We start from the raw sequence: 24039 nt of genomic DNA on the forward strand, positions 1-24039 counted from the left end.
CGTGATCGAATTCTATTTCAATATAGTAAAAGGATATATTCGATGCAAAATTTAAGTTCAAAATAGGAATAATTTGAAGAATAAATTGAGGTTATTACCGGACAGGGCATAGTTTTTATTCCCCAAAAAAACCTTATATAAAGCTCATTTTTAAATTTTTAACAGCGTCTGACGCATTAATCAATAGTTTGGTCGGTTACACCCCATTTTTCAAACTTTTTCTTGTGTGAGACGATTTTTGCATTCACATAGAAAACCAAATTTTCGGCAATGTTTGTTGCATGGTCAGCCAGTCTTTCAATATGACGTGTCAAAACAATCAAGTGAGCGCATGGTTCAATCAGTTGTGTTTCATTCTGCATTTTTAAGACAAGCTCTTTGAAAATCTGTTTATTCAGCTTATCCACACTTTCATCGCTCTCAATTACTTTGTTTGCAAGATCAATATTATTATTGATAAATGAATCAATTGCATTTTTCAACATTTCGCGGGCTTGTTTTCCCATTTCTAATATTTGCGTTTCGGCGATAAGCGAATGGTGTTCATTAGTTTTTTTAACACGCTGAGCAATATTCACCGCGATATCACCGCATCTTTCCAACTGGTTATTTATCATCATCACTGATATGATAAATCTCAAATCAACCGCTACGGGTTGAAAAAGAGCCAGAATATTTTCACACTGAGTCTGAATTAGATTATCGTAAATATTCACCTCAAGCTCTTTGGCTTTTATTCCCTTGCATAATTCTATATTTCCCGTTTCTAGTGCCGTGAAAGCTCTTTCTGCCTGTTCATCAACAAGCGAAGCCATCTTTATAAGGTTAACCTTCAAATTTTCTATCTGCTGATTGAAATTATCTTGCATAAGCCCTTCCTTTTTTAGCCGTACTTTCCCGAAATATAATCTTCGGTTAATTTTTTTGATGGATTTGTAAATATAGTTTTTGTTTGATTGAATTCAATCATCTCTCCCATCAACATATAACCTGTAAAATCCGATACACGCGAAGCCTGCTGCATATTGTGAGTTACTATAACAATTGTATAATTCTTTTTTAGTTCTATCATTAATTCTTCAACCTTCATTGTAGCAATTGGATCGAGAGCAGAGCAGGGTTCGTCCATTAGAATAACTTCCGGCTGGACTGCCAATAAACGCGCAATACACAAACGCTGTTGTTGATCAAGCGCCAACTCTAAAGCACTATGATTCAGTTTATCTTTCACTTGATCCCAAAGCCACGCCCCTCTTAAACTTTTTTCGGCAATTTCATCAGTTTCTCTTTTATTCCTTATACCGGCAACTCTAAGCCCATAGACAACATTATCATAAATTGAAAGCGGAAACGGATTTGGTCTCTGGAAAACCATTCCAACTCTTTTCCTCAACTCAGCTACTTCCAATGATGAATTATAAATATCAATCTCATCAAGAAGAACACTACCAGTTATTTTAACTCCATGAATTAAATCATTCATTCGGTTTAAGCAACGCAACAATGTTGATTTACCACAACCCGATGGACCAATTAATGCAGTAATCATTTTTTGCTGAACAGACATATTTACTGCTAAGAGCGCCTGGAACTTAGTATAGAATAGATCCAGATTATCAATTACGATTTTATTTTTAATATCAGTTTTAAGTTCAATCATTATCCGAACCTTCCAGTAATGTAGTCACTCGTTTCGGTTCTATTCGGTGTGGTAAAAATTTGTCCGGTTGATCCGATTTCTATCAGTTCTCCCATTAAGAAGAATGCTGTATTATCGGCTACTCTTGCTGCCTGCTTGGTATTGTTGGTTACCAAAATAATTGTATAATCTTTTTTAAGAACTGTAAGTGCGTCTTCAATCTTTGCAGTTGAAATCGGATCTAATCCGGAACAAGGCTCGTCAAGAAGAATTACATCTGGTTCCATTGCAAGCACACGAGCAAGACAAAGACGCTGCTGCTGTCCGCCGGAAAGTCTCATTCCGGAGGTTTTTAAACGGTCTTTAACTTCATCCCAAAGGTATGAGGCTGTTAAACTCTTTTCTACCAATTCATCCAATCGTTGTGAGTCGTTAACTCCTGAGAGTCGCACGCCATAAACAACATTTTCATAAATACTCATTGGCAGCGGAACAGGCATTGCAAAGACCATTCCGACTTTCTTCCGTAATGCAACTACATCATAATCCGGTTTGTAAATATCTACTTCATCCAATAAAATATTGCCTTCGATTCTAGAACCATCTTCCAAATCGTTCATACGATTTAATGCTCTCAAAAACGTAGTTTTGCCGGAACCGGATGGACCAATGATTCCTAAAATTTTATTTGCAGCAATTTCAAAATTAATCTGCTTTAAAACTTTTTCATTCTTGAAAAATAAATCCAGATCTTTTATGTGAAATTTTATCTTCATCAATTAACCAATAATTTAACTTCTCTTTGCAATAAAACGGTTCATCAGCCAGTAAGCTGAAAGATTAACAATAAGTACCGCAATAATTAAGGTTGCAGCGGTAGCATAAGCATTTTCAGCTGAGATTCCTTCACGCGCTAAAATATAAAAATGAACTGCCATCGTACGTGTTGAATCGAAGATTGAACTTGGAATTCGTAATGAAGATCCGGCAGTAAATATAACGGCGGCAGTCTCTCCAATTGCACGACCGATACTAAGCATAACTCCGGTTACAATTCCCGGAAGTGCGTTAGGCAAGATTACTTTTTTTACCGTCTGCCAGCTTGTAGCGCCTAACGAAAAGCTGACTTCTCGATAAGATTTTGGTACTGCTCTAATAGCTTCTTCCGATGTACGTATAATTGTTGGCAGAATCATTACCGCTAATGTTAATCCTCCGGAAAGAATAGACCACCCGAATCCAAGTGTAACAACAAAAAAGATATAACCGAATAAACCAAAAATGATCGAAGGGATTCCAGCAAGACAATCTGTACCAAATCGGATTATTCTTGTTGCCTTATTTTCTTTAGTATATTCCGAAAGATAAACCGAAGTGAAAATTCCTAATGGTGTTGCAATAATGATTGCTAGTAGAGGCAAAATGATTGTGCCGATCAAAGTTGGAAAGATTCCACCGGAACGTCCCATATCTTCAGGTTTGCTTGTAAGAAAATTCAAGCTGATACCGGGAAGACCTTTTTCTAAAATGAAGAAGATAATGAATGCCAGAATAAGAAGAGTAAGTAAAGTTGCTCCGCCCAAGATTGCAATAGCACCTCTTTGTGTATATCGTGGATGGATTCTCATTTCTTGATTGCCCTTTTTCTAAGTACAACACTGGCAATCGAGTTCAATATTATTATACCAATAAACAAAATTACTCCGGTTGCAAAGAGAGCTTGTCTGTGAAGTCCCGTGGCGTAACTCATTTCTAACGCAATATTTGCAGTCAATGTTCTGACAGAATCTAAGGGAGAATGCGGTATGTTCACCGAATTTCCCGCAACCATTATAACTGCCATCGTTTCTCCTATGGCACGTCCCATCCCTAAAATTATACTTGCAATAATCCCGGATTTAGAAGCTTTGACAGTAACCATATGAATAGTCTGCCAAGTGGTTGCTCCCAGCGCTAACGATCCTTCACGGAATGATTGAGGCACTGCCATAATCGAATCGATAGAGATGCTGATTACCGTAGGAAGAATCATAATACCAAGAATAATTGATGCGGCAAGAAGTGATAAGCCCGGACCGCCAAAATTATTTCTTATTATCGGTGCGAGTACCATAACTCCGATAAACCCGTAAACTACCGAGGGAATAGCCGCTAACAGTTCAATGGTTGGTTTGATAATACGCATAATTGATTTCGGGACATACTCAGTCAGAAAAAATGCACCGGCAACTCCTAAAGGCGCACCAATTACTAAAGCGCCGAATGTAACCCATAATGAAGCTACAATCATCGGATAGATACCATACTTCCCTAAATGCGGATCCCAATCGGAAGAGAATAGAAAATCTTTAATGCCGTATTTAAAAATGAACGGCAATCCTTCATTAAGAATAAATAGGGCAATTAAGAGTAATGCAGATATTGCAGAGAATGCCGTTAACGTCAGAATCCGCTTTACACCTTTTTCACCGATCAACTTCATTAAAATTTTTCCGTAATAAGAATTAAATTATTTTGCAGGCAATAAACCTTCTGATTTAATTGTCTTCTGGCCTTCGTCAGAAAGAATATAATCTATAAAATTTTTCGTCTCTCCTTCTAAAGATCCTTTTACAAGTAAGAAGATCGGTCTAACCAATTTATATTTACCGCTGATAATGTTTTCTACAGTACATTCTTGATCGTCAACTTTAAGGGCTTTAATTTTTTCATTAAGTAATCCGTGAGAAACATATCCAATGGAGTTAGCGTCGTTAGCAACAGTTTCGCGGATTGTACCGTTTGAATCCTGTATCAATGCATCTTTCTTCAAATTGATTCCGGTAACGATTTGTTCAAATGATGATCTTGTTCCGGAACCTGCTTCTCGGGAAACGACTGTAATCGGTGCATCAATGCCGCCGACTTCTTTCCAATTAGTTATTTTCCCGTTAAAAATTTCGCGTACTTGATCTGTAGAGATATCTGTAACTTTGTTTAAAGGATTTACAACGACAGCTACTCCATCCTTTGCAACAACAGTAGCGGTTAAATCTTTAGCTTCTTTCGGCAAGACCACAAGATCTGCCATACCAATTTGCGCCGCGCCGGAATTTGCAGATTGAATTCCGACAGCAGAACCGCCTCCCTGTACAGTAACAACAACATTATTATTTGTCATCATGTATTGGTCTGCAAGTTTTTCTGCAAACGGTTGAAATGCCGTAGAGCCTGCTAATGTAATGGATGTTTTAGATTTGCCGCAACCAGAAATAATAGCGATAAGTAGAAGTGCCGAACCAAATATTAATATTCTCTTACACATGAATTCCTCCGGTAAATAATCACTGATTAATTTAAATTGATTTTGATATGATGTGCAAAGTTAGGGATTTGAGACCATTCTTTCCAAATGGATTTAATTTCAAAAATCTAATTGAAATGATGCAAAACGATATTCCCAGGTTCGTATTTATGGAAATTAGAGGTTGTTCTTCTATTGTTACTTAAATTGTGTCTGATCGTTTTACTACAACAATTGTTGCATCATCTTCCCAATTTTTGTTATTACCAAATTTTTCTGCGCTATAAAAGATGGCATCAATAATTTCCTTAGGCGATTTGTCCAGATTCGTAAGAACAATTTCCTTCAATCTTTCGACACCATATTCTTCCTGAATATTATTCATTCTTTCAATAATTCCATCAGTATAAAGAAGTAAAATATCTCCGGTGTTCAGATTACTGTAACCTCTGGTAAGTTCAATTTCGGGCAAAGCACCGAAAAGTAATCCTGTGGATCTAAGTTCCGAAATCTCGCTACCATGGAAAAGTAATGGTGATGGATGTCCTGCATTCACATATAAAAGATTACCATCCTTTTCAATTTCTGCATAGAAAAGTGAAATGAAACGGGTTGAGTAAACACTTCTGTAGATAACACTGTTTAGTTTTTTAAAAGTGTACTCCATCTTCATATGTTTTTCAAGTCCCATTCTAAGACCGGTAACAACATCTCTCACCAATAAAGCTGCAGGCAACCCATGCCCGCTTGCATCTCCAATACATACGCCGAATTGTTCCTGGTCGAAATCGAAGTAATCATAAAGATCTCCACCGACTAATTCTGCCGGCTTCGATAACCCGGCAACAGATAATCTAGGAAATTGTGGTGCAATAGATGGTAAAAGACTTTTTTGAATAAGTGCTGCTTGTTCAATTTCATTTTGAGATGCTTCAGAAAGAAAACGATAATTCAACATTGTACGTACGGCATTGAAGCAAAATTCTATCTCTTCACGAACCCATCCACTTTTTAGCTCAAAGACAAATATCCATGAGAATTCGGAATTACCAATCGTTATTGCTACAGGGATTCTATACTCACCTTGATTGTTAATTCCATTATCGATAGTTAATAATGGATTATCAAAAATGTAAGTTTTAGATTTTAGCAATTCGCGCATTGCTGGTGAATCCCCCGGAATTGTTTTAGCGGTTTGTTCAATTGTTTCTATTACAGGTGAGATAAGTACAAAATTATTTTCTTCCTCTTCGTAAATTCTTCCATTGCTAATTCGAAGATCTTTGCCAAATGTATTTTCAATTTCTTTAACAATAGAAAAAAGAAAATCTTTACCACTTTTCTGACTTCCTATCTTGGTTAATAACGAATCGAGTTTTCTGTAGAAAATTTTCGGTTCTAGCATTTATCCTCACTTTCTTTTGACAAAAATTATAAAAAAATATTACCAAATTGATATTACTTCATTATCTATATCACAATTCTTTCTTTGGCTTTACTTCAATTTTTAATGCAAATTCTGGAAGTATTACTTATCCAAAGCCTTATACAAATAAAAATTTTTACTTCGTGATTCAATCTTTACTTTGGCCCTTGTTATACTTCTCTGTGAAAACTTATCAGATTTATATCTTTTATCACTTATAAGAACAAGAAATAAACTATAGTTTAATTTACGAGACAAGAAAAATACGATTCAGAGGTTACTCATATTTGGCGAAATGAATAAGCATATTGAGTTTCTATCGATGGGACTTTTCATCTATTAACTTCCTAGAAAGAGATGGTGATAATTTAACTTATATTTTAAATCTTTCTTCTCACCAGATTAAAAGGTAGTTCTAAGAATTAGACGATTTCTAATTGAAGATTATAGGTTACGTTTTAGTCTAGAGTTTCATTCTCTTTCTCATTTACTTTCATTAGCCATAAAACATTATCAAGATTAATCAAGATATTCTCGTCAAGATCAGATTCAGCCATCTTTACTGCAATAAATCTTTGATCTACTTTGAGCAAATCCTTTTTTTTGGCTTTTATTTTTAAGCCTTTTGCATTATTAAAACAAACTTGCCACATTTCCATATATCCTCCTATTATAAAAAATTACTAACAATATATTCTAATTTTGATTATCCTTTTTTTTATCATCAAGTTTTTTTCTATGAGCAATTATTTTTGCTTCAACATAAAAAACTAAGTTCTCGGCAATGTTTGTTGCATGATCAGCCATTCGTTCTATATGTCTTGTCATAACAACAAGATGTGTACATGCTTCTATTAATTCCGGGCTCGACTGCATTTTTGTAACAAGAAAATTGAATAATTGTTTGTTCAAATTATCAACCATCTCATCACTTGCGATAACTTGACTTGCAAGATCCGTATCATTTCTAATAAATGAATCAATTGCGTTTTTGAGCATCGTTTGAGCGATGCGAGCCATTTCGATAATCCCGGATTCTTCAATCAGAGCACGTTCACTTCCAGCTTTTTTAACTCGTTGAGATATATTAACGGCAATATCGCCGCTTCTTTCTAAATTATTGTTGATCATTATAGCAGACATTACCAATCTCAGATCAACAGCCACTGGCTGAAAAAGCGCAATTATATTTTCACATTGAGTTTGGATCAAGTTGTCGTACGCATCTACTTCCAGGTCTCTCGATTTAACTCCTTTGCACAATTCGATATTGCCGGTTTCCAGTGCAGTAATAACTTTATCAACCTGATCATCTACAATCGACGCCATTCTAATAAGATTACTTTTTAATTCTTCTATTTCCCCTTGAAAATGTTCTTTCATAATTTTTCCTTTTATTATCCGAAACGTCCACGGATATAATCTTCTGTTTGCTGTTTATCGGGTGATGTAAACATTTTTTTTGTATCGGAGAACTCAATTAGTTCTCCCATGTAGAAAAACGCAGTGTAGTCGCTTACACGCGCGGCTTGCTGCATGTTGTGAGTAACGATTACAATAGTGTAATCTTTCTTCAATTCAAAAATCAAATCTTCTATTTTAGTTGTAGAAATCGGATCGAGTGCGCTTGCAGGTTCATCCATCAAAATCACTTCAGGATTCACCGCGAGAGTTCGTGCTATGCATAATCTTTGCTGCTGTCCTCCGGAAATATTCGCGCCTGAGTCGTTCAAATTATTTTTAACTTCATCCCACAGCGCGGCTTGCTTTAAGCATTTTTCAACAATCGGTGTAATCTGTTTTTTATTCCGGACACCGTTCAGTTTCAAACCTGCGGCAACATTATTAAAGATAGACATTGATGGGAACGGATTCGGTTTTTGAAAAACCATTCCAACTTTCTTTCGTAATAATACCGGGTCAGTTTTAGTTAGATCTTCTCCATCCATTAAAATTTCACCTTTGATCGATCCTCCAACTACTTCATGCATCCGGTTCAGCGTTCTAATAAAAGTTGATTTCCCGCAGCCGGAAGGACCGATGATTGCGACAACTTTATTTTTAGGAATATCGAGTGAGATATTTTTAAGAACTTGATTCTTGCCGTAAAACGCATCTAAATTTTTTATTGATAATTTAATTTCCATTTTTTCCAGAATGTTTAATTCGTTTTATATTTTGATCGTGTAACAATTCTAAATAGCAGACTTAGAATTGAAATTAATAAAATGAGTACAAGCGCAGCAGTCCATGCCTGCTGATTCCAATCTTCGAAAGGTGATTTTGCGTAATCGTAGATATATACAGATAGTGACGCGATTGGTTGTTCAATATTAGTAGACCAAAAACGGTTACCGAGAGCGGTAAATAATAAGGGTGCTGTTTCACCGGCTGCCCTTGATAACCCCAACAATACTCCGGTTGCGATTCCTTTCCATGCAGATCGTAATACAATTGCAAGAGTGGTTTTCCATTTAGGGATTCCCAATGCTAAACCGGCTTCCCTTAATGAATGAGGGACTAATTTTATCATCTCCTCGGTTGTTCTTGTGATAGTTGGTATCATTAAAATACCGAGAGCAATTCCTCCGGCTAATGCAGAAAAGTGTTTCATCGGTACAACAACCATAGTATAAGCAACAACTCCTACTACGATTGAAGGAATTCCACTTAAAACATCTGTTAAAAATCTAACTACATAACCAAATTTATTATTACCGAATTCCGATAAGTATGTACCGGTCATTATTCCAACAGGAATACCAATAGCTCCGCCAATACCAACTAACATCAGTGTTCCAACAATTGCGTTTGCCATTCCCCCTCCGGATTCGCCGACCGGTTTAGGCATCGCAATAAAAAAATCAAGATTTAAATAAGTTACACCTTTCGAAATTGTATAGTAGAAAATGAATATTAACGGAATAATAGCCGCCAATGCGGCAACAAATGTCAGAGACATCATTATAAAACTTGTAACTTTTTTCTTGTAATAAAAAAATTTTGAATCCATTATGTTGTCTTCCATTTTCTATTCATACTCCAGACTAAGAGTCTTGCCAGAGCATTAATTATAATAGTGATAACAAACAGGACCAATGCTAATTGTATTAAGGCACTCAAATACATTTCAGAAGTAGCTTCTGTAAATTCATTCGCAATAAGGCTTGCCATTGTATAAGATGGATCGAATAATGACGGGGATATCAATGCTCTATTACCGATTACCATTGTTACTGCCATCGTTTCGCCGATTGCTCTTCCGAACCCAAGCATTGTTGCACCAAGAATTCCAGATTTTGCATCTCTGATAACTATCATCGTAGATTGCCATTTTGATGCGCCTAATGCTAATGCTGCTTCTCTTTGCGATCTTGGGACAGATTTTAGCACATCGCGTGAAATTGATGATATAATTGGAAGAACCATAATTGAAAGGATTATTACAGCGGCAAGTAATCCAAATCCATATGGAGCTCCTCTAAAGAATGGAAGAAAACCTAATTTATCCGATAGATAAGGTTCAATATAGTTTCTTATCCATGGTACAAGAACAAAGATTCCCCATAAACCGTAAATCACACTTGGTATTCCTGCAAGGAGTTCAACTAAAAATGAAAGAGGTTTTTCCAACCAGGGTGGTGCTACTTCTGCTAAAAAAACCGCAACGCCAATACTAAGAGGAAGTGCAATTAACAGAGCCAGGAAAGATGAAACAACCGTCCCGTAAATAATTGGTAACGCTCCGTAAATTTCTTGAACAGGATCCCAAGTTGAATTGACTAAAAAGCTCCAACCGAATTTTCCGATCGAAAGTTTTGAACCATCATACATTTCATAACCCATCAGTATGACTAGGAATAAGACTGACAGTGCAAAAAGCAGTGTCAGTCTCTCAAAAATAAAATCGCCAATGTTGTTCGAAGGAAAAATCTTTTTTAGAATTTTATTTTTTCTTTTATTGGATTCCGAACTATTCACACATTTTCCATCAATTATTTAATCTTTTTCCCGTTGGCTGTAACTGTAGCAATTTTCTTTTCGCACATTTTAACTACTGCTTTCGGAAGAGGCGCATAATAAAGACCCGTGGCAAATGATTGACCTTTTCCCATTGCCCACTTCACAAATTTTACCAATGCATTGGCTTTTGTTTCATCTTTCATGTTTTGATAAACAAGCAGCCATGTAAATCCGGAAATCGGATATGAATCTTTTCCTGCCGCATCGGTAATTGAAACGCGTAGATCTTCAGGCATATTCTTAGCGGCACCTTCTGCGGCAGCGCTTACAGATTTAAAATTTGCTTCAATAAAATTTCCCGCTTTGTTTTTCATATTGGCATAAGCAATTTTATTTTGAACTGCGTATGCTAATTCAACGTAACCGATGGCTCCCTCGGTTTGTTTAACTACTCCGGATACACCTTCATTACCCTTACCGCCTAAACCAACAGGCCAATTAACTGAAGTTCCTTTTCCAACTTTTGATTCCCACTCTTTGCTAACCTTAGTAAGATAATCCGTAAAAATGTAAGTAGTTCCGCTTCCATCGGATCTATGAACAACAATTATTGATTTATCTGGTAAGTTGAGTTTAGGATTTAATTTTTTTATTCCTGCATCATTCCATTTCAAAATCTTGCCTAAAAAAATTGCCGATAGAGTTTCACCATCTAAATTTAGACCGCTACCTACACCGGGTAGATTGTAACAAACAACATCAGCACCCATTACAGTTGGGATATGAAGAATGTTAGTACCTTGTTTTGTTTTTGCATCATTTAATTGTTGATCTGTCATTGGACCATCACTTGCGCCAAAATCAACTGTGCCTTCAATTACCTGTTTAATTCCGCCGCCGCTTCCAATTGACTGATAATTGAATTGAACGCCCGTAATATTTTTGTATTCATCAAACCATTTTGAATAAATTACGTACGGAAAAGTTGCACCGGCACCGTTCAATTGTAATTGTGCGCTTGCAATTGATGAGATCGACAGCATTAGAAAAAGTGCCGATATGATATTTTTTAATTTCATTTTATTCTCCTATTATTTTTTATTATTACTTAAAAAGTGAAAGAAAAAGTTACTCTACCTTGTAGATTGCTTGAATCCGAAGAACCATTTGTGTTTTTAACGCTTTGAGGTGTGAAGATTTCTATGTTTGGAATAATACTTACATTTTTAGCTGCTCTAAAGTCCAGACCCGCCAGCAATAAAGATGTTCCGTCATTATCAACATCCGTATTCGGATCATAGCTGTCATATCTTGCAACTAATCTAAATTTCTCCGACAATGAAACCCACGCCCAGAATGAAAGTCCCATTGTGCTTTGGTTCATCAACGCGCCGGTAGTTTTATATCCGTTTTGAATGCTTCTGGTAAATCCTTCGAACCCAAGCGCAAAATCAGTCTTCTTCTGATAGTTTAAGAATATTGCTGCAACAGTCGCATTATTTGATTTGGTTTTACTGTCGAATGCATCGGTAACATCAGCTTTAGCCGCAAGATCATAATAAAGAGTTGCCTGTAAGCCGTCTATTGGTTTTACCTGGACTAATGCATAATATCTTTTGTACTTGTCGGTTTCCGGAGCGTTACCGCTGTTATCAGCGATCTTTACCCAGTAATTTATTGAACCGTTGTCAGTAATTTTTCCTTTAAGATCAATACCAAGATCGCGTGAGGGAACGATTCCATTTAGATCCATAGTTGTTTTTTCTAAGGCACGGTATCCCCACGCACCTTCGGAAATATCGAAAGCAGGAGTTGGAGAAATGCCCACTAATAAATCGGAACCGCTAAAGATCCCTTTCCATTTTAAGTATGCATCTTTAACCATTACACCAAGTTTACCGCCACTGGTATTTGAAGCAGCGCTCTGATCGGTTTCGGTACGAAAACGGGCATCAAAATTATCCGATACAGCAATATCTGCTGTAAAATAAATTCTTCTGAATTGAAAGCCGTTCAAATTTCTGAGATTACCGTCTACGTTATTAATATTGTAGAAGTAATCCCCAAACATCAATCCGCTGAATTTTACTTTTTCGGGCGCTGTTTGAGCAAAACTGATTGATGCGAATAAGATTACGATTAACGACACACCATAAAATTTTTTCATAGAAAAATGTTACTCCTGTTTTTTTGTGATGACCAAACTTATACTTTGAGTGTTAACTGAATGTTATCTGAGTGTTAAGGAATTGTTAAATTTTAATTTGAGGTATGACTTTTTTTAGTCACGTTTTACTGGTGTAATGACCAATTTTGTAGCTTACTAATTAGATGACATTATGCATATCGTCAGAAACAGAAAATTATGTATAAATCTGGCTTGTACATTTGACAAAAAGTGCGACTTAATATGCTGAAGCTAAACAAATCATTTATTTTTTAAATAATCTCTCAATCTGTTATTTATAAAATAATTCCATCCGCCGATGCAGCTCTCCCTTTCGAATTCGGGAATCTCATCCGGAAAATCTTCTAGGACTTCAACTGTAAGCCGCAGCTTTGTTAAATTATTTTCTCTTGATAATTCAAAAGCAGATGTAGATTTACCGGGATAATTCTCAAATGTCCATCTGTATTTTATCTTTTTCAAAGGCTCAACTTCTATCACTTTCCAATGATGTAAAAAATTTCTCTCTTCGCTTTTAATGTTGAATTGCGTCTCAAATCCAACTTCAGGTTTAAATTCAGGAATGTTATCAAAATACCATTTGTGCATCTCCCCTATCTCCGTAAGAGAATTCCAAACCGATTCAATAGATACATCCAAAATTTGTTCTACAATTATCAGTTCATCATTTACTTTCATACTGCCTCTCAATCTTTTATCATAATTTATTAAAATTATTTAAGCTAATAAATGGATTTTGGTATCGAATCAAGTTAAAAAGTTATTACTACTTTTCCTCTTGCATGTCCTTCACCAAGATACCGGAGCGCTTCAGCAGTCTCACTTAGGGGATAACGTCTATCAATAATAGATTTGACTTTGCCTGCTTCTACAAGCTTTTTGAGAAAAGCCAGGTCTTGCTGACTTCGTTTTGCTCTTACGCCTCCCATTTTTCTACCGCCTGTTTCCGACATTATTGATCCGGTGAGCATTGACTGGAAGATCTGAGCCATGGTGCCTCCTGCCATAATATAAATACCTTTGGGAGTTAAGGCACGCTTATAAGCTGATAACGAATGGTATCCGTTTGCCGCAAAAATGAGATCATACTTCTGATCATTTTTGGTGAAATCTTCTTTTGTGTAATCAATAACATAGTCAGCACCAATCGAGCGTGCCTGATCCAAATTCATTGTTCTGCACACGGCTGTAACTTCGGCACCATACGATTTGGCAATCTGCACCGCAAAAGTTCCCACTCCGCCCGAAGCTCCATTGATTAAAACTTTTTGACCCGCTTGAATATGACCTTCATCGCGAAGACCCTGAAGTGCGGTGATCGCCGCCATCGGAATTGCTGCTGCTTCGTCGAACGAAGTATTAACCGGTTTCAAAAACAACGCGCTTTCAGGAGAACAGACATACTCTGCAAAACCGCCTTTTACCATACCGAAAACCTCATCACCCGGCTGAAACTGCGTGACGTTTTTGCCGACTGTTTCAATTTTTCCCGCTATATCAGCGCCGAGTCTCGTGTATTTTGGTTTGAGCAATCCTCCGCCCATAAGGCGAATCAAGAAGATGTCAGCGGTCAGAAAATGCCAGTCATATGCATTCAAAGACGCCGCCTGGATCTTTATCAAGACTTCATCATCTTTGGGAGTAGGTATTTCTACCTCTTTGAGTTGAAGAACATCCGGTGATCCGTATTTTGTGTATACAATGGCTTTCATAAATATCCTCTTAAGATTATTTTGAATCGTTTCATTACAAAACTGTTCAATACAATTTACATTATAAGTCTACAATCTCTTTTCGCTTTATCTAACCGGCACTCTTTGGTGCCGACTAAATAACGTATGTGTCACTCTTTTTTTTGCTCATCTCTTTCTTCCTCTGCCAATTAATAAAAAAGAGAATGCTTATCAAAACCATTGGTCCGCACATTATAAAATAAACCGAAATAGGAAATCTCCCCCACGCCGAATAAACATAATATATGGGAAGAGCGATAAATATAATTCCTCCAACCCACTCCCATCTCCAGGAAATAATTATTACAATAACTATTAAGGCGGTTGGTATTAAGTGAATAATAAAAGCAAGAAATGTTTTCCAAAAACCATAGCCCTCAGCAAATACATCAAAAGCAAAAATAGAAATAAATAGAGCAAAGAGAATTGAAAGAATGCGGGGAGACCAGAATAGAATTTTATTTGATGAGTCTTTCATCGTAAATCCTTTTTATATTAATTTTTGTTACCTATCGTCATTTATACATTCTGCATACAAGTTCGCTTTCATCTAACGGGATTAAAAATAATATTAATTCCTTAAATGAAAAACGAAATACCGAAGAGCGAATTATGCATATAATATGAATACCGGTTTACTAAAGGAGGATTAAAATAATTCCAAAATTCCGAATTAAGAAAAAACCGAAACGCGTATTTGTCATAATGTAATAATTAAGACTCTCTTCAGAAGTGTAACTATAGTTCCCGCTTGCTTCGAGATTTGATTTGAATGCGCCGATAGTACCGGAAAAAGAAAGTTCATTATTTTTAACCTGCGCGTTTGAAAAAATACTTACCGATAAAATAATTGCCGCAATAATTTCCAGCTTCATATAAACCCCATTTTTTTAGGAACAATATATTTATTTATACAATCCACCCCGCGGATCGCTTTATTTTCTTTTATTCCAGTCACTAAACGAATGGACATTTACTTTACATCATCCTTCTTTACTGATCGGTCAAGAATTATTTTATCCTCTTGCTTTTTTACTTATTAAAGATGTAATAAGGTGTTTTACTCTCGCATTAATCTTTCTTGTAATAGTTTTTGCATATCTCTACGACCATCTAAGACACAGTGAATAAAAACTACTTTCTCAATAATTTGATAAATAATACGATAAGGTTTATAGCTTAGCTCTAGGAAATCATCTATTCCAAGTAAATTTAATTCTGGAGGGACATGACCACGATTGGGATATTCATGAAGGGATAAACATTTTTCATACAATTTTGAGTATAATTTCTCAGCTTTTTCTTCAGAATCATTTAAATAAACATATTTATAAATATCAACTAGATCTTCTTCGGCAGAGGAAACGATATTAACTTTGAACTTCACGCTGTCCCCGTTTAAAATCATTTATGCGGTTTCGAACATTAACAAACGATTTTTCTAATGTTTTATAATTACCCTTTTTAGTTTCTCGTCCGCTCAATGCAAGTATTTTTAATAAAGCAATACTTTCTTGAGTTTTTTCATACACTTTAACATCTTGAAGAATTACTTTTGCCTCACCATTATGTGTAATAATCAATGTTTTCTGGTTTGCTGCTACATCACGGACAACTTCAGAAGCATGGGTTTTTAGATAACTAATTGGCTTAACAGCTTCACTGAATTTCATTTTACTCCCTTTCGTTATGCGACTACAATATAGACCTTATAGTAGTCTAAATCAACCTATACATCAAATCAAGTTTTAAGGCTTATAACAGCGTTGCGACTAACGTGCCGCCCATAACTACAATGACGCTTTTGGCAACTACCTCTTTTGTTCTAAAATCAACTTCGTTTTACAAATCAACTTTTAACAACATACTTAAACTGAAAAGCTAAACCCAATAACATTATCAAACGACTGCGTCAAAGACGCGGTCGCTTTGAGTTGCGGGTTATACCGTTTCTTACTTTATTTAACCACAACCTAAGTAACAAACGCATTTTCTTTGACTAATTATTTAGTAAATGAATATTTTTTATATATATCATCGTTTAGGTTTAGTTTGTGACCAATGAGAACTTATAAGCTTCCAATCCCCTTCATTCAGTTTGTATACTTCAGTTGTATTAAAATATTCTTTGCTACCATCCTGCATAAATCCAATAAAGTTGAAAGTAAGAATACCAACATCCCCATGCATTTGAACCTGCGGATCAAGCAATTCATAATCGGGAAAGCTGAATGTACCGTTAAAAGCGGCAATCCAATTATGAAACTCTTTTTTACCTGTACAGCGTTTTTCCAAGCCGGGATCAAAATAGGTTATTTCTTCGGCGGCAGCTTCAATGAATCCAGCTGTATCGCCGGTTATCCAACGGTCTAGAACTGCTTTTTCTTTTGCAATTATTATTTCTTGTGGTGTCATCTGTGTTGAATCTCCCTTGGAATAATAGAAATCAGAATTGTTTGCCATAAGTATTGTTGATGAAATTATGATTATAAAAATTATTACAAACAATTTTTTAATAGACATAACTATCTCCATGTTTTTAACAGATGTCATATTGACTCTCTTGTTACCTTATTAAGTAATTTTGCATCTATCATAAATAATCCTTTTCACATCAAACGGTATAACGGCGTTGCAACAAAAGCGCCGCCCATAATTACAATAACGCTTTTGGCAACTACCTTTTTGTTTTATAATCAGCTTCGTTTTATAAATCAACGATAAACAACAAACTAATTCTGAAAAACTAAACCCGATAACTACATCAAACGACTGCATCATAGATGCGGTCGCTTTGAGTTGCGTGTTAGGTAGCTTTTAGTATTTTATTGAATTTTATAAAAATATCCTCAATATGAATACGTTTAAAATCTGAAAACAGTGCATTGCTAAAATTATTATGTATTTTTTTCTTTAGTAGATTATTCTTCTGAAGAAAGATTTGCAATGCTATAAAAAATATAACTGGAGCTGCCTTTGTTAGCGCAGGACTCTTTTTGTTGTCAAATGTAAAAAGATTGTTTTTATTGACTGGATTTCCGTGGAAAAATTCATTTCTAGCGTCATAAATATCTTTATATACTTTACCAATAATATTCGTTTTAGTTTTTTTATCAATTAGATAGACTGAGTCATTTAATTTTTTGTCATAAAATTGATATTGGGAAAGTTCTGCAACTATTTGTTGATAACCGACGTGAGAATTAGCGCCAGGATGAAAAAGTATTTCAAATGCACTTATCCATAAACCAATTTTAGTCCCATAATCATAAAAAGACGAAAAATTATCTGTTGGCATCTTACAAGCAGAGTATGCCATCTGTAACGATCTAAAAAGCGAATTATAAAGAATGATTTTATTTCTTCTAATAAAATAATCTTCCCAAACATTTATCAATGAATTAAACATATCATCGTCTTTATTGAGATGAAAATGATGAGTGTCCGGAAGAGAATAATCACGTTGGTATTTAGTTATAAAGTTCGATACTGTGTTACTAACTGCCGGAGTCTGTATAAAAAAATACTTATCTGCATATCCGCTTAACGGGAATAAATCATAATAGTCGGAATATAGTGTGGTAAATACATTACCATTATCACTTAGTATCATATTTAACCAACCATCTAGTATGATACTTAAAGCAACTATATTACGAAAAGATACAACGGCATTATGCCGTTCACGATTGGTTTTTAATTTATTATGAATTAATAGAAAAGCAGGTTTGTATTCTTTCAACCTTGTATCAACAAAACATTTTGTTAATGATTCAACCGCTTCATTTTTACTTTGCAGATATTTTAGCCTCTCATCTTGTTCAGATACGATCATAGCATATTTTGTCTCTATCTTATCCCTAAACGAAAGATTGGGAAATATTGAAACGAATATCCACGGATTCTTTTCTTTCATAAATTCTTTAGCTACCTAACATATATTTATACTGAATTCGATCCGCAGCGGCGAATCGTCTTATCTTCCTTTTTTACTAATATAAAATAAATTCATATTGTTCTTTATCCTCAAATAAATGTTCTAAAATCATCTAAACACAAAATTATTTCTTGATAAGAATCTCAGCCGGCAATCAAGTTTCGTGTTTAATTATGACAATGGTTCTTTAACGCGTTAGAATTAAATCCATTTAAAATTTATATAGTGAAGCATGTTATTACAGTGAGACTGCCCAGGAAAGGAATTTTATTTTGGTTACATCTTTTCAACTTTTATCCCCGTCGTATAGAAGAGTCTTTGGATAAGACTTTGAAAGCAGGCATCAATTTAATTTTAACTTGTAAAGTAATCAAGAAGAAATTGTGGATAGCTTTCAGCTGTCAGCATTTAGCTGTTAGCTTTTAGTGTTCAGAATGGAATTTAGAGTTAGAATAAAATCATTCTCTAATTAATCTTAATATTGTAGGCAATACAATCAATAGCAGCGGCATCGCAATTATAAACCCGCCTATAATTGCAATTGCGAGGGGCTGATGCATTTGAGCGCCTGTTCCAAAACCAAGAGCTAAGGGGAACAAAGCTACAATTGCGCCGAGCGCAGTCATTAATTTAGGTCTTAATCGGGTTGAGATGGAATAAACAATCGCGTCCTCTTTGTTCATTTTATTATTGCGCGCTTCATTGAACTGCAGATATGTGAAGATCGCGTTCTCTCCGATAATTCCTACAATCATAATCATTCCGGTATAACTGCCTACATTTAACGGTGTGTCGGTTATGAAGAGAGCCAGGATGCTTCCTAACAGTCCCAGTACAGCGATAAATATAATAGCCAGAGAGACTTTCATATTTCTGAACAAAAACAGAATTACTGTAAAGACCAGCAAAACTGCTGAGAAAAGAATCATTAATAACTCCTTAAACGCTTGCTGCTGTTCTGCATAAGCTCCGCCGTAAATTATCTGATAACCTTTCGGCAGATTCAATCTCTTCTCTATTATATTTTGAATTTCCTTTAGTGCAGTTCCCAGGTCAATATTATTCAAACGGGCGGTTACGGCAATCATCTCTTTCAAATTTTCTCTATCAACTTCTGCAACACCTTTTGTAACAACCACGTCCGCAAATTCATCAATCGGTTTTAACTTCCCATCCGGCAGGAAAATAAAATTCTTCTTTAAATTGTTAAATGAAACATGTCCGGGCGCTTCAAGCATTCTTATATCAACAAGACGGTTCTTCTCAAGAATATTTCCGGCAACAGTACCTTCAATTTTTGTCTGCATCTGAAATTGCAGATCGTTCGGTGTTAAACCGTATTGAGCAAGATTGGCAACTTTCGGTTCAAGATTAATTGAAGGACCGGCAATAGTTATTCCGTTGAAGACATCTTCAATACCGTTAATGCCGGAAATAATATTTGAAACCGAATCTGCAATTTCTGCAAGTTTTGAATGATCATCACCGTAAATTTTTATTTCGATCGGCTGAACAGAAGCCATTAGGTCGCCGAGCATATCTCCGATCACCTGCCCGAAGTCGATACGGAGGGCTGGTAATGCCGCTTCTACTTTTGTTCTGATCTCGTCCGAGACTTCATCAGTTGTTTTATTTCTTTTCTTATGAAGTTGAATTAAGTAATCACCGCGGTTCGGCTCCGTGATAAAAAATCCCATCTGCGTTCCGGTTCTTCTCGAAAATGATTTTACTTCCGGAGTATTTTGAAGAATCCGGTCGACAAGCTGAAGCATTCTATCCGTTGCTTCAAGCGATGCCCCGTTGGGACTTGTGAAATCCAAAACGATTGAACCTTCATCCATCTCCGGCAAAAATCCCGAAGGCAATGTTGGGATTATAAAATAGGCAGAGATTACAAGGAAGAGAACAAACAGCGCGGAGATCCACGGCTTTCTAATGAAGAAGTAAACCCAGTTTCTTTGTTTTGTTTCTTTAGAAAAACTTTTAACCGCGTGTTCTTCTTTCGAGAACAAAATGTAGATTACCGGCAGTCCGATCCATGTTACAAAGAAAGAAGAAACGAGTGTAATGATCATTGTATCTGTCATTACTTTAAAATACGCTCCGGCAACTCCTCCCATTAAAATGAACGGAAGAAATATTACAATTGTACTGAGCGATGAACCGACCATTGCCGGAAAAAGATATTTGATCGCCTTGGTTACAAGTACGTAACTCCCCTCAGTCGGATTTTCTTCATGCGTCCGGTGAATTTGTTCAACAACAACTATCGCATCATCAATTATTAATCCTATCGCCGCGGCAATAGCGCCAATCGTCATTATGTTGAATGTGTAATTCAGCGCATCTAAAATTATTAGAGTTAATCCGAGCGTAATCGGAATAGTAAGAAGTATTACGGAACTGGCTTTAAAAGAACGGAGAAATATTATTGTAACGAATATTGCAAGAAGCAGTCCGATCCATAAAACATCTTTTAAACTGCTTGCGGAATCGCTCACAAAATCGGCTTGATCGTAATATGGTTTTAAAACAACACCTTGCGGAAGAACTCTTTTTATTTCTTTCAATTGATTTTTAACAGCATTAGAGACATCAATTAAATTTGCGTTCGGCTGTTTTAAAATTGCGATCAGCGGAACATCTTTTCCATTTGCGTTTATCTTTAGAAAATCTCTCTTTTCTGCAATTTGAATCTGCGCAATATCTTTAAGCTGAATTTTACTTTTGGGAGAATTGAGTATAACTGTATTTTCAAGCTCCGTTTTATTCTCTATCGCGGCGTCGGTCAAGTTCAGGTAGAGCCGGTTGTTATCTACCATAAATCCGTTTGAAGAAATAAAATTTGATTTGGATAATACATCGGCAATGTAAGCCGGTGTTAACCGAAGATTACTCATCTTCATCGGATCGAGAATTATATGATATTCTTTTACCTTACCGCCAATGACGGCGATTTCGGAAACGCCGTCAATACGTGAAAGGATTGGTTTAATTGTGTATTCGGCAATCTGCCTCAGTTCAATCGGATTCTGTTTCGTGCCTTCCAGCGAAAAGCCCATGATTGGCAGAATGGAAGGATTCATCTTCTCAACCGTAATATTTACACCCGGGGGAAGATTTTGTTTTATTGCATTGATCTGCGCTTCAATTCTTTGTTTGCCGAGATCAACATCGCCTCCCCAATTTAGGAACGCAGAAATCTCGCAGCTTCCTCTGCTCGTTGTGCTTCGTAATATGTTTAGATCTTCAACGCGCTTAATGGCGTTCTCCAAAGGTATTGTAACTGTCGCCATCATCTTATCAACAGGCTGCTCACCGTTATCCGCAATGATTTTAATTTTTGGAAAAGTAATATCGGGAAATAATCCGGTCTTTAGATTGAACAATGAGTAGATACCGCCCAGCAGTATGAAAATAAGTATTGCCGCAATTGGACTTTTGAATTTTATGTAGAAGTTGTTCATAGTTGTAAGTTATTTTATATTCATTAAAAGGCAATAGAACGCAGATGACGCGGATTAAACTGATTCACGCAGATAATATTTTATAAATCAATTTTGTCCCTATTCTTTTTCAATCACTTTTCTATTACCACTTTTGCAGTATCCGGCAGACCGAAAGCTCCTTCGGAAATTATTCTGTCTGTTGGTTTTAATTCTGGTTTCATAATCTGTACAAAAGAATCGTTCTCAATTCCTTTTGTTATATTTACTCTGATCGCGGTTGTATCATTTGCAAGTTTCATCACCCAAAATTTGTCCAATGTTTCGTTTGTCAATACCGCACTTTTGAGAAGAACTGTTGCGTCTATTACTGCCCTTAATGGAATTTTTGCATTTACATTTAAGTTCTCGGGTAAATTTTCAAATTGTTTCATCTCAAGAATATACGTTTGAGTTTGTGCACTTAGATCAACTTTAGGAATAATTCTTTGAATCGATGCATTAACAACTTTACCGTTTGGCAGATATATTTCGCACAAGGTATTGATTTTTATTTTGTTTGAATATTGGAAAGGAACGTTAAGATTAATCCGCATAGAAGATGGATTTGAAATAACTGCTATCTGTTCGCCGTCGGAAACAAAGTCGCCGGTATTATAATTAAGCTCTGTTAAAACTCCATTCGAACTTGCCTTAATCTGTATTGTTCCTTTAAATATTTTATTTCCAAAAGGAACTTGAAGATTATCATCGGCTGCGGATTCTTTTGTCTTGATTTCTAATAAAAGATCTCCGCTTGAAATCTGATCGCCTATGTTTTTGTAAATCTTTTCTATGAATCCCTGGAAAGTAGCCCGTACAATTTCTTTCTTCAGAAAAACCGTAGTAGCGTTAAGTGTTATGTATTCCGTTAAATTCATTTTTTGCGGTTCTGTTATTTTAACCGGGGCGCCGGTATTTTCGCTGTTGCTTCTGTCATCTTTATTACCGCACGAAATAAGTAGTACTGTTAGAAATATTGCCGCGGTTATTTTGAGAAAAATTTTTTTGGTTGAATTCATATCGTCAGTACCAATAATTATAGTTATTTATTTCCAAGAACATGTTAATTTCTTTTTCGATTTTCGTTTTTTGAAGATCAATAAAATTTCTAAGAATGATTAGATAGTCAATCATCGAAACATCGCCGGTTCTCAATTGCTTATTTGAAAGATTGATCAAATCTTTGTAATCGTTTAGCTGCGTATCAATACTTTTCAAATTATCTTGAATCAGTTTGATATTCGAAATTGTGATCTGTTTTTGATTCTCGATATTGGTTGCGGCAAATTGTTTGTAATTCCGGATTGTGCTGATTGATATTTCATTTTGCTGACGCGTAATTCCCTTTTGTCCGCCGTCATAAATCGGCATCTGAAAATCAATACCGGCGCTCAAACCGAATTTTCTTTGAATTCCCTCAAGTTCAACTGCATTTAAACCGGTATTAAAGAATAACTTTACCTGCGGCTGATATTTTGTCTCGAATACATCTTGTTGAATTACCGCTGCCAGACTATCCAAATTAAATTTTTCTAAAAAAGTAAATTTCGTTTTTGCATCGTTCATCTTTATCCGTGCTGAATCGATAAAGACGGTTTGAGTATCCTTAACTCCGCAAAAAGAATTTAATTGAAGAAGATCATTTTTATATTGCTGAAAATTCTCTTTCGATACAATTTGCTGCGACTGCAATTCGATTTTCAAGAGAAGATAGTTCTGGCTTTTTGAATAACCTTTTTCAACCAATCCGGCAGTAAGTGTTAGTTGGTCTTCTATATTTTTAACAACGTCATTTGCCAGGTGGTAAATCAATAAAGATTTATAGGCATTTAAATATTGTTCCGTTACCTGCTTCTTCAGATTTCGCCTTTCCAACTCAAAATTGTACTTGAACTGTTCCTGCTGAATGCCGATCTGCTTTTGGAGTGCGTCCGTCAATCCGCCGTTGAAAATATTTTTTTCAATATTAATCAGAGCAGAATAAAGTCCGCCGTTTGTAATTCCCGCATCATAACCAATCGCTTTAGAATCCGGATTTGTAGAAATGATTTTTCCGTTATTATTAAAAAAAGGCGCAAAGAGATAATTCGATGTTAACGAAATCTGAGGCAATGAGTATTGAGACTCCGTTAAAGATTTGTTCAGCTCGCCGATTCGTAAAAGATTGGAATTCTCTTTCATTGTAGGATTATTTTGAAAGGCGGCATCTATGTAAAATTGTAAATTATTTTGAGCGAAGGATGATCCAAGAGATAAAAAAAATGCGATGATGAAAAGAATTTTGAAGGAATTAGTTTTCAATGATTATCCCGCTGCATCATATGAGTTAATTCGTAATAATTATTAAAAATATTTTGAATATCAGTAAAAAGTACAATCTAA

25 protein-coding genes are annotated in these 24039 nt (G+C 35.8%); all 25 read right to left on the reverse strand.

Translation table 11 applies throughout. The features are described 5' to 3' along the window. Positions 1-176: 176 nt before the first annotated feature. Positions 177-869, reverse strand: coding sequence for a phosphate signaling complex protein PhoU (phoU, locus tag NTX65_16085; protein MCX6170861.1), 693 nt, complete (start codon positions 867-869; stop codon positions 177-179). Between the two features lie 14 nt (positions 870-883). Further along, positions 884-1660 carry a phosphate ABC transporter ATP-binding protein PstB gene (gene pstB, locus NTX65_16090; protein MCX6170862.1) on the reverse strand — a complete coding sequence of 259 codons (777 nt, stop codon included), beginning with the start codon at positions 1658-1660 and terminating at the stop codon, positions 884-886. Continuing rightward, the gene (pstB, locus tag NTX65_16095) at positions 1660-2415 is read right to left on the reverse strand and encodes a phosphate ABC transporter ATP-binding protein PstB (protein MCX6170863.1); all 756 of its coding nucleotides are present in this window, start codon (positions 2413-2415) and stop codon (positions 1660-1662) included. The genes pstB (NTX65_16090) and pstB (NTX65_16095) overlap by 1 nt, the downstream gene beginning before the upstream one ends. A gap of 15 nt (positions 2416-2430) precedes the next feature. After that, a complete protein-coding gene (gene pstA / locus NTX65_16100; protein MCX6170864.1) occupies positions 2431-3267 on the reverse strand; it encodes a phosphate ABC transporter permease PstA in 837 nt (278 codons plus the stop codon). Continuing rightward, positions 3264-4121 carry a phosphate ABC transporter permease subunit PstC gene (gene pstC, locus NTX65_16105; protein MCX6170865.1) on the reverse strand — a complete coding sequence of 286 codons (858 nt, stop codon included), beginning with the start codon at positions 4119-4121 and terminating at the stop codon, positions 3264-3266. The genes pstA (NTX65_16100) and pstC (NTX65_16105) overlap by 4 nt, the downstream gene beginning before the upstream one ends. 27 nt (positions 4122-4148) lie before the next feature. Further along, positions 4149-4943 (reverse strand): phosphate ABC transporter substrate-binding protein, encoded by a 795-nt coding sequence (locus NTX65_16110; GenBank protein ID MCX6170866.1) that lies wholly within the window; start codon positions 4941-4943, stop codon positions 4149-4151. Positions 4944-5124: 181 nt separating this feature from the next. Continuing rightward, complete coding sequence (locus NTX65_16115) at positions 5125-6327, reverse strand: PP2C family protein-serine/threonine phosphatase (protein MCX6170867.1); 1203 nt, start codon at positions 6325-6327, stop codon at positions 5125-5127. Between the two features lie 479 nt (positions 6328-6806). Continuing rightward, positions 6807-7007, reverse strand: a complete 201-nt coding sequence (locus NTX65_16120) for a hypothetical protein (GenBank protein ID MCX6170868.1) — start codon at positions 7005-7007, stop codon at positions 6807-6809. Between the two features lie 37 nt (positions 7008-7044). Continuing rightward, positions 7045-7731 carry a phosphate signaling complex protein PhoU gene (gene phoU, locus NTX65_16125; GenBank protein ID MCX6170869.1) on the reverse strand — a complete coding sequence of 229 codons (687 nt, stop codon included), beginning with the start codon at positions 7729-7731 and terminating at the stop codon, positions 7045-7047. A 14-nt stretch (positions 7732-7745) separates the two neighbouring features. Next, positions 7746-8495 (reverse strand): phosphate ABC transporter ATP-binding protein PstB, encoded by a 750-nt coding sequence (gene pstB, locus NTX65_16130; protein MCX6170870.1) that lies wholly within the window; start codon positions 8493-8495, stop codon positions 7746-7748. 14 nt (positions 8496-8509) lie between these two features. Then, on the reverse strand, positions 8510-9361 hold the full coding sequence (pstA, locus tag NTX65_16135) for a phosphate ABC transporter permease PstA (GenBank protein ID MCX6170871.1): 852 nt from the start codon (positions 9359-9361) through the stop codon (positions 8510-8512). After that, complete coding sequence (gene pstC, locus NTX65_16140) at positions 9361-10329, reverse strand: phosphate ABC transporter permease subunit PstC (GenBank protein MCX6170872.1); 969 nt, start codon at positions 10327-10329, stop codon at positions 9361-9363. Before pstC (NTX65_16140) ends, pstA (NTX65_16135) begins: the two co-directional genes overlap by 1 nt. A 14-nt stretch (positions 10330-10343) precedes the next feature. After that, positions 10344-11390 (reverse strand): phosphate ABC transporter substrate-binding protein PstS, encoded by a 1047-nt coding sequence (gene pstS / locus NTX65_16145; protein MCX6170873.1) that lies wholly within the window; start codon positions 11388-11390, stop codon positions 10344-10346. A gap of 29 nt (positions 11391-11419) precedes the next feature. Next, on the reverse strand, positions 11420-12478 hold the full coding sequence (locus tag NTX65_16150; GenBank protein ID MCX6170874.1) for a porin: 1059 nt from the start codon (positions 12476-12478) through the stop codon (positions 11420-11422). 261 nt (positions 12479-12739) lie between these two features. Next, positions 12740-13177, reverse strand: a complete 438-nt coding sequence (locus tag NTX65_16155; GenBank protein ID MCX6170875.1) for an SRPBCC domain-containing protein — start codon at positions 13175-13177, stop codon at positions 12740-12742. A gap of 74 nt (positions 13178-13251) precedes the next feature. Beyond that, positions 13252-14211: an NAD(P)-dependent alcohol dehydrogenase gene (locus NTX65_16160; GenBank protein ID MCX6170876.1), complete on the reverse strand. Its 960-nt coding sequence runs from the start codon at positions 14209-14211 to the stop codon at positions 13252-13254. 115 nt (positions 14212-14326) lie between these two features. After that, positions 14327-14710, reverse strand: coding sequence for a hypothetical protein (locus tag NTX65_16165; protein ID MCX6170877.1), 384 nt, complete (start codon positions 14708-14710; stop codon positions 14327-14329). Between the two features lie 160 nt (positions 14711-14870). Further along, positions 14871-15107: a hypothetical protein gene (locus NTX65_16170; protein ID MCX6170878.1), complete on the reverse strand. Its 237-nt coding sequence runs from the start codon at positions 15105-15107 to the stop codon at positions 14871-14873. Between the two features lie 185 nt (positions 15108-15292). Then, the gene (locus NTX65_16175) at positions 15293-15619 is read right to left on the reverse strand and encodes a type II toxin-antitoxin system RelE/ParE family toxin (protein ID MCX6170879.1); all 327 of its coding nucleotides are present in this window, start codon (positions 15617-15619) and stop codon (positions 15293-15295) included. Continuing rightward, entirely contained in the window at positions 15603-15905 is a 303-nt protein-coding gene (locus NTX65_16180; protein ID MCX6170880.1) for a type II toxin-antitoxin system Phd/YefM family antitoxin, read from the reverse strand. The genes NTX65_16175 and NTX65_16180 overlap by 17 nt, the downstream gene beginning before the upstream one ends. Positions 15906-16266: 361 nt before the next feature. Beyond that, entirely contained in the window at positions 16267-16755 is a 489-nt protein-coding gene (locus NTX65_16185) for a nuclear transport factor 2 family protein (protein ID MCX6170881.1), read from the reverse strand. 283 nt (positions 16756-17038) lie between these two features. After that, positions 17039-18148 carry a hypothetical protein gene (locus tag NTX65_16190; protein ID MCX6170882.1) on the reverse strand — a complete coding sequence of 370 codons (1110 nt, stop codon included), beginning with the start codon at positions 18146-18148 and terminating at the stop codon, positions 17039-17041. 479 nt (positions 18149-18627) lie between these two features. After that, on the reverse strand, positions 18628-21636 hold the full coding sequence (locus NTX65_16195) for an efflux RND transporter permease subunit (GenBank protein ID MCX6170883.1): 3009 nt from the start codon (positions 21634-21636) through the stop codon (positions 18628-18630). Between the two features lie 113 nt (positions 21637-21749). After that, positions 21750-22676, reverse strand: coding sequence for an HlyD family efflux transporter periplasmic adaptor subunit (locus NTX65_16200; GenBank protein MCX6170884.1), 927 nt, complete (start codon positions 22674-22676; stop codon positions 21750-21752). Between the two features lie 4 nt (positions 22677-22680). Continuing rightward, positions 22681-23958 (reverse strand): TolC family protein, encoded by a 1278-nt coding sequence (locus NTX65_16205; GenBank protein MCX6170885.1) that lies wholly within the window; start codon positions 23956-23958, stop codon positions 22681-22683. Between the last annotated feature and the right edge of the window lie 81 nt (positions 23959-24039).

The sequence above is a fragment of the Ignavibacteriales bacterium genome, from assembly GCA_026390795.1.
GTDB lineage: Bacteria > Bacteroidota > Ignavibacteria > Ignavibacteriales > Melioribacteraceae > Fen-1258.